Origin of the sequence: Paucihalobacter sp., from assembly GCF_036825875.1 — a bacterium.
Lineage (GTDB): Bacteria > Bacteroidota > Bacteroidia > Flavobacteriales > Flavobacteriaceae > Paucihalobacter.
On sequence record NZ_DAISXK010000072.1, the window covers coordinates 1 to 7405 of the forward strand.

5 protein-coding genes are annotated in these 7405 nt (G+C 36.8%); 3 read left to right on the plus strand and 2 right to left on the minus strand.

Annotated elements, in window-relative coordinates; genetic code table 11:
* Together V7Z48_RS13155 and V7Z48_RS13160 are read left to right on the plus strand one after the other, a co-directional pair.
* Positions 1-901 (plus strand): hypothetical protein (locus V7Z48_RS13155; RefSeq protein ID WP_334114063.1); only part of this gene is annotated, 901 nt, incomplete at its 5' end.
* A gap of 64 nt (positions 902-965) precedes the next feature.
* Complete coding sequence (locus tag V7Z48_RS13160) at positions 966-2507, plus strand: glycine--tRNA ligase (protein WP_334114064.1); 1542 nt, start codon at positions 966-968, stop codon at positions 2505-2507.
* A 196-nt stretch (positions 2508-2703) separates the two neighbouring features.
* Here V7Z48_RS13160 and V7Z48_RS13165 read toward each other — a convergent pair whose 3' ends face one another.
* The gene (locus tag V7Z48_RS13165) at positions 2704-3255 is read right to left on the minus strand and encodes a DUF3575 domain-containing protein (RefSeq protein WP_334114065.1); all 552 of its coding nucleotides are present in this window, start codon (positions 3253-3255) and stop codon (positions 2704-2706) included.
* A 162-nt stretch (positions 3256-3417) separates the two neighbouring features.
* Entirely contained in the window at positions 3418-6828 is a 3411-nt protein-coding gene (locus V7Z48_RS13170; protein WP_334114066.1) for a hypothetical protein, read from the minus strand.
* Positions 6829-6956: 128 nt separating this feature from the next.
* Between V7Z48_RS13170 and V7Z48_RS13175 the strand changes: the two genes are divergently transcribed.
* Positions 6957-7405 (plus strand): exodeoxyribonuclease III (locus V7Z48_RS13175; protein ID WP_334114067.1); only part of this gene is annotated, 449 nt, incomplete at its 3' end.

The window sequence follows — 7405 nt, forward strand, 5'->3', positions numbered from 1 at the left end:
AAATTTACAATTAATAATGATAGTTAACCCTCAATTATTTAACTACAGATTAATTAAAGGTTCATTAGTTATTGTCGTTGCAGTTTTCGGAGTTTTAGGATATTTAAAATACCAATCCATTGAAGCACAAAATGTATTCCTTCAACAAGAAAACAAACTGATAGTAAATGAATTATCCCAAGTATTAAACCAAAACGAAGTCATCTCTAATGAGAATGAACAATTGGTGACCCAGCTTGAGACTTTTCAAGAAACTAACATCGCAGCTTTAGATTCAATAACCAAATTGACTCAAAATTTGTCGGTAATGTCTAAGTACAAAACAGAAAACTTAGGCCTCAAGGATCAGCTCATTTCGTCAACCTACAAACTTAAAAAGGCAACCAATGCCTTGCATACCGTAGAACAAAACTACGATCAATCTGTTGCGCAGTTGAAAGCGCAAACTGCTGAAATTTCAAGACTTAAAGACGGCAGTACTTCATTGTTAAATTTGGCAAATACTTCGTATAATTTAACGGCAAATTATATCGCGGTAAAAGGCTATGAAACTATTTTGAATTCGAGGGTATTCACTACAAAAGCAAAAAAAGTAAACAACATTGAAGTATGTTTTAATTTGGCAGCCGACGAGAATATTAAAGCAGGTTCGAAAGTGATTTACGTTCAAATTTTAAATCCAGAAAACAACGTAGTAGCCGATAAAGGCATGGTAACCTTTAACGAGCAAACGCTTATATATAGCTATAAAACAACCGTAGAATATATAAATAAACACACTACAGTTTGTACGGCGATAGAAGCCGATAGAGACGATAAACCGCTTAAAAAAGGCAGCTATAGAATTAATGTTTTCAACGAAGATCACCTCATTGGAAGCACAGCGTTAAATTTAGAGTAACTAACTAAATATTATTTTCCTTAAAACCGTTCCATTAGTTGGGGCGGTTTTTTATTTTTGCAGCATGGCAAACAACGACGATCAATTCAAAAAAGTAATATCACACGCAAAGGAATACGGCTATGTATTTCAGAGTAGTGAAATTTACGACGGCTTAAGTGCTGTTTACGACTACGCCCAGAACGGTGTAGAACTCAAAAAAAATATCCGCGATTACTGGTGGAAAGCAATGGTGCAGATGCACGATAATATCGTGGGCATAGATGCCGCCATCTTTATGCATCCAACCACTTGGAAAGCTTCGGGACACGTAGATGCATTTAACGATCCGTTGATTGACAATAAAGACTCCAAAAAACGCTACCGTGCCGATGTGTTAGTCGAAGATTACTGTGCTAAAATTGAGGCTAAAATAGACAAGGAAGTTGAAAAAGCAGCCAAACGTTTTTGCGATGCCTTTAATAAACAAGAGTTTGTAACTACCAATCAACGCGTGGTTGATTACCAATCTAAAATAAATACCATTCTTTCCAGACTGGGCAAATCTTTAGAAAACGAAGATTTAGCCGACGTAAAAGCGCTTATCGAAGAACTTGAAATTGCCGATCCGCTCACTGGAAGCCGCAATTGGACCGAAGTAAAGCAGTTCAATTTAATGTTTGGCACCAAAATTGGCGCCTCAGCCGAGCATAGCACCGACCTATATTTAAGACCCGAAACTGCTCAAGGTATTTTTGTAAATTTCTTAAACGTTCAAAAAACTGGGCGTATGAAAATTCCTTTCGGAATTGCTCAAACTGGTAAAGCTTTTAGAAACGAAATTGTAGCCAGACAGTTCATCTTTAGAATGCGCGAATTTGAACAAATGGAAATGCAGTTCTTCATCAAGCCCGGTACCCAATCCCAATGGTATGATTACTGGAAAGACAACCGTTTAAAATGGCATACATCACTTGGTTTGGGTGCAGATAATTACCGTTTTCACGACCATGAAAAATTAGCACATTATGCCGATGCGGCTTGCGATATTGAGTTTAAATTCCCTTTCGGATATAAAGAACTGGAAGGCATTCACTCCCGCACCGATTTTGATTTGAGTCAGCATGAAAAGTTCTCAGGTAAAAAATTACAATACTTCGACCCAGAGGAAAATAAAAGTTATGTGCCTTATGTTTTGGAAACTTCTATTGGTTTAGATAGAATGTTTTTAGCAGTATTCTCAAATGCTTTAGTTGAAGAAGAACTAGACAATAATACCACACGAACCGTTTTAAAATTGCCAGCTGTTTTGGCACCGTTTAAAGCTGCAGTATTGCCATTGGTTAAAAAAGACGGACTGCCAGAAATCGCCAAAGATATCGTGAACCGACTCAAATGGGATTTCAATGTAGATTACGACGAAAAAGACGCCGTAGGCAGACGTTATCGCCGTCAAGATGCAAACGGGACACCATTTTGTATAACAGTTGACCACGACACCTTAGAAGACCAAACCGTGACCATAAGACATCGCGACACCATGGAACAAACCCGCGTGAAAATTGACGACTTACGCGAGATTATTAAAAAAGAAGTCGATGTGAAACATTGGTTGATGAGAATGTAAAATTCCTGCGAAAGCAGGAATCTCATGATTTAAAAAACGAATTTTAAACTTCTTCCAATTTTTGCTTTTCACATTATTACTATAAGAAAGATTTAGCTGAGCTGAAAATGAGTTTTTCTTTGGGAGCGGCGCAAGAATATAGAAACAACAAAACCCAAGTTTAAGGCTTGGGTTTTTACATTTTTAAGGGAAGCTATCAAAATCTGTAACCAACAGTAATGGCAATTTTGCCAACAAAATCGTTGTCCTCAAAGTCATTGGAATTAAAAAGGTTTCGTCCAACGCCAAAATTAACTTCTCCTAAAAGACCTCGTTTTGTGATCCATTTGCCACCTAAACCAATACCCAAAGCAAAGTCTGTAATGGTCTCTTTTCTTTCAACAAAAATTGGATTCAGTTCTCCTTGTCGTTCTAAAGTGTACCAATTGGTAGAATTAAGCATTCCAAAACCTTCTAGGAAAAACCCTGCGGCATATTTATTCCCAAAATAAAATCGGTAATAAGGCGATACATAATAATTAAGATCGTCTTTAATGTCATCATCAAAAGGTAGAAAAACTGAAATACCAACACCCGATTCTTCATTTAACAAATATTCGTAGGATACTTCAAATGATCCAATAACCAAATATAAGGCATTGAGCTTTAATTCATGTTTGTCATTAGTTGTTGTTTCTACATCATTATCTTGAGCTTGAATGCTGAACAAGGATATAAATAACGCTGCTAAAAAAATATAATGTTTCATAAAAAGGGATAAAAGTTTTGTTTTACTGTTTGAAGACGCAATAATAGTGAAAGGTTGCGTAAGAAAATACATAAAGATTGAATATTTATTTAAACTGGTATCAGACAAATTATAGAGATACATAAGGAGATTCCTACCGATAGCTATCGGAATAGCAGGATTTTAGAAATAAGCCTTTAACTGAACCGTACCCGTGTGAATGGTTTTAGAGGTTTCCGTCTTCCGACCAAAATAATTCAAATTTAAATCTAAAAATTTGGTGAGTTTTCTTTGGGCTAACATGCTCCAAGTAAAATTATTTCCTGGTTGTAATCCTTCTAGCATTTGATACGCAACTGGTGAATTGGCATTGCCATTAAATTCGTTTTTAAAATAATTAAATTCTCCCGTTAAGGCCACTTTATCTGCCTTGTTATAGGTGAACGAAATCCCTAAATTATTTTGCTCAAGCGTTTCGAAATTCCCAGTAGTATTATCTTTGGTTACGTGATTATAAAATAAATTGAACTGTGCATTTTCATCAAATATATACGACAATTGCGGCTGCATTCGCACTTCGTTCAGATTAAAATTTCTGTTTGAAAAATTGTCGCTAAAACTCTCGTTAGTATCAAAAGTTGATTGTAAAGTGATAAGCCAACTAGTGGCGAATTTGTGATTAAAGTTTAATTGATGGCTTTTCACCTTATTTTCGATAATTCCGATGGTTAATAGGCTTCTGCTGGCATTATTTAAAAATGTGTAAGAAGTTGTGTAACGCTGCAAGCCACGGTTAAAAAATAATACATTTCGGATACTTTGGTTTAAGGCTAACTGGTCCTCTTGATCGTTTTGAAATGGATTTAAATTGATGGTATTGCCTTCACGCAAGATTTTCCTATCCACAAGATAGGAGGTTTGATTGTAAAAATGCGCCCAGAATTTTTTTGAGCTTGATTCCGATACATTCCATTGTTGTGGATTGATAGTGAGCGTCTGACTCAGCCTATTTTGATGTGTTTTCACAAATACTTGATTGGGTAACAATACCCTGATAAAGCTAGCCTGATCTTGAAATTGTGCCACTTCAAACTCATTCAACTCCTGAATGCCGTTTTCGTTATAATCTATCCATGTGTAGGTGCCTTGTCCAGGCTCAACTTCAACATAGGTGAAATCTTGCTGTGGAAGCGTTCCAGAATTGGTCTCAAAAATGGTATTCCAAATAATTATATTATCGAATAGCTTCTGATTAAAATTAAGTCTGGAGTTCAAGGATTGCTCGTCTTGTGAGGTTTCATCGGTTGCTTTTAAAGTTCTGTAATTGGCAAAAACTTGTAAACTGGTGTTACTGCTCTGAATGATTCTCGATTTCACGTAGTAGGTATTGGATTTATTTACCCGCTGTAATTGGTTGCCACGCAAACTATCGTTCACTCGCAAAATAGAGCCTATTTCAACAAAAACAGACGTACTGTCGCCTACTCCAGTAAAAACTTCGTAAGACTTAAAACGCTGACTCAAATTTGTTAGGTTTTGTGTGGCATTTTCGGTTTGCACATTGTCTTCTGCCGCAATTTTAGTGCCGACATATTTGTTGTCCATGTTGTAAACTACACGGTTAAAGGTTCTAAAAAAGGTAGCGCTATTCACAATTCCTGTATTGCTTAAGTAACTCGAATTACTAAAAATATGAAACCTGCCCAAACGCAAATTGGCAAACAAATTGTGCTTGTTACCATTAAAATTACCGGCATAGTTTAAATGCTCAAAATTGTAAAAAGCCTGCCCTTTTTTGGCATGGTTAAGTTGTAATCCCGATGCGAAAAGCAGTTGATTCCCAATGGCATTTTCAAGATTCCAATCTCTGTCGAATTCTGCCTGATACAAGCGCTGGATGGTTCTAAAATTTTTCTGAATAAAATCGGTATCAACAATCGCGGCAAGATTCCACAGACTATCGTTTTGTATCAAATGCTGTCGGAACTTCAGTTTGGCAGCAAAGCCATCGTTATCGTCATTATCTAAATTCGAAAATAAGTTTCTATCGTTTTTACTGCCGGCAAGTTCAAAAAATATTTCAGTTTTTTCGCCTGGTGTATAGTTACCATTTACCACCGCAATTTGAAGCTGTGTTGGCGCAATTAATTGAATTATTGGTTCGTAATTTCCTTGTGGCACACCAGCAACAGGTGCAACAAATTCATAAATATTACTAATGGCATTACTGTTGGTTAAAACATAATTGCCTTGATTATTCCCAACCAAGGTGAAGCGCACACTGAACAATTCATCGTCTGGATTGTTTGAAAACACAAATATTTCTTCACCATTAAACAATTCTTTTCGGTATAAAATTCGGTTTTCAGAAAATTCCTGAGGTACGGCCGATGGCGCAACCATTTGGGAAGTGTCGTCACCAGCATCGGCTAAAATCTGAACCTGTTCAGTGGATAGATTTTGCTGCAATGGTTGATTTTTAGCATCCGTTTCAGAATAAAACGAAGCGTTCAACTTCAGATTATCGCTTTCGTAATTGGCACCACTAAATACTATAAATCGCGAATAATTGCGCTCGCTAAACTGATAATCGACTGTTACCCGCATTTCGGAAGTAATCGGAAAAGTCGAGTTAAAAATGATTTCACCTGCATTATAATCGATGATATAATCTTCGTTCTCGCCGCGCTTCAGAGGAACACCATTTACATAAACCGTTTCACTACCGGAAACAATCAATACAAATAATTCGTTATTTTGACCGCGTAGTTTGTACGGACCTTGATTGCCTTCTTGGGCTGTAAATCGACTGGTTGTAAATTGACCGCGAACCAACGCACCCGAGGCAAATACATTGGTAGCTGATTCGGGGTGGTCCAATTTAACATTTACCGCTAATCCTTGTACCCGTTTGGTAAAACTGGCAAAATGACTTCGCATGTTTACCAAATCAATATCGCCCGCTCTAATATTCCAACTATCACTAAAAACCTCAATAAAAACCTGATCAAACTCATCCAAACGTTGCGAATAGCCACTTTGCTGCAGCGGAATATTAGCATCTTGAATTGAAGCCCGCAAGGTAACCCTATCACTTAGTTTTCCCGAAATTTGCAAATCCAATTCACTGTTCAAAACCGAATTCTGATTGTTGCCAATTGTCACACCTCGCGATATACTTCCCGAAGTGTTTAAGCCTTCAAAAGGTGTAAAGGTCCGATTGTTGTTAGATTGCTTAATTTGATAAAGCCTGTTAAGGTCCGACGGATTATTAACAATCAAATCCTTACTTAAAAGCGCGTATTTACGAGTGAAAAAGTCAGGATATTTTAAGTATTCTACAATCACTGAATCGGTTTCAATAGGTTTTTTCAACCTTAAAAGCGCCTTTGCGAAATCAACGGTGTAATAGGTAGAATCTAATTCAACATTGGTTTTGGTTTTTAAAATAAATTTGCTCGGATTGATACTTACGCTATCAATTTTAATCGAATCTTTTACAGCATATTTGGCGGTTTTATAATTAGAAGTTTGGTCTTGAGCCAAAGCATGCCAAGAGCACATTATGAGTAATAAACCTAAAACAAACCTCATCCTGTATTAAACTAAAAAAGCTCAAAATTATTTTACCGTTAAAAGCAGCTAAAAATAATGGCATAAATGTACCATAATATTTATTTTCGCAAGGAGATACTAGACCAAACAGCGACAAAAATTAAATTATGAAAATTGCCTCCTACAACGTTAACGGTATTCGTGCCGCCATTAATAAGGGATTTTTAGATTGGCTCAAAGCCACCAATCCCGACGTCATTTGCCTTCAAGAAATTAAAGCTAACAAAGAACAGTTAGATTTGGAGCTATTTGAAAATGCCGGTTACCCATACCATTACTGGTTCAGTGCTCAAAAAAAAGGTTACAGCGGCGTGGCAATTCTAAGTAAAACTAAACCCGAAAACGTTGTGTATGGCACCGGAATAGACTCTATGGATTTTGAGGGAAGGAATCTTCGCGCTGATTTTCCAGCTAGTTCTGCGGATGGTAAAGCGATTTCAGTTATGAGTTTATATCTGCCATCGGGCACCAACGACGCCCGTTTGGAGCATAAATTTGATTATATGGATAGGTTTCAAGATTACATCAATCAGTTAAAACAAGACATCCCAAACCT

Bases quoted from the DNA above. Each gene is read 5' to 3' on its own strand.
- V7Z48_RS13160 (WP_334114064.1), top strand. From the start codon at position 966: ATGGCAAACAACGACGATCAATTCAAAAAAGTAATATCACACGCAAAG.
- V7Z48_RS13165 (WP_334114065.1), bottom strand. From the start codon at position 3,255: ATGAAACATTATATTTTTTTAGCAGCGTTATTTATATCCTTGTTCAGC.
- V7Z48_RS13170 (WP_334114066.1), bottom strand. From the start codon at position 6,828: ATGAGGTTTGTTTTAGGTTTATTACTCATAATGTGCTCTTGGCATGCT.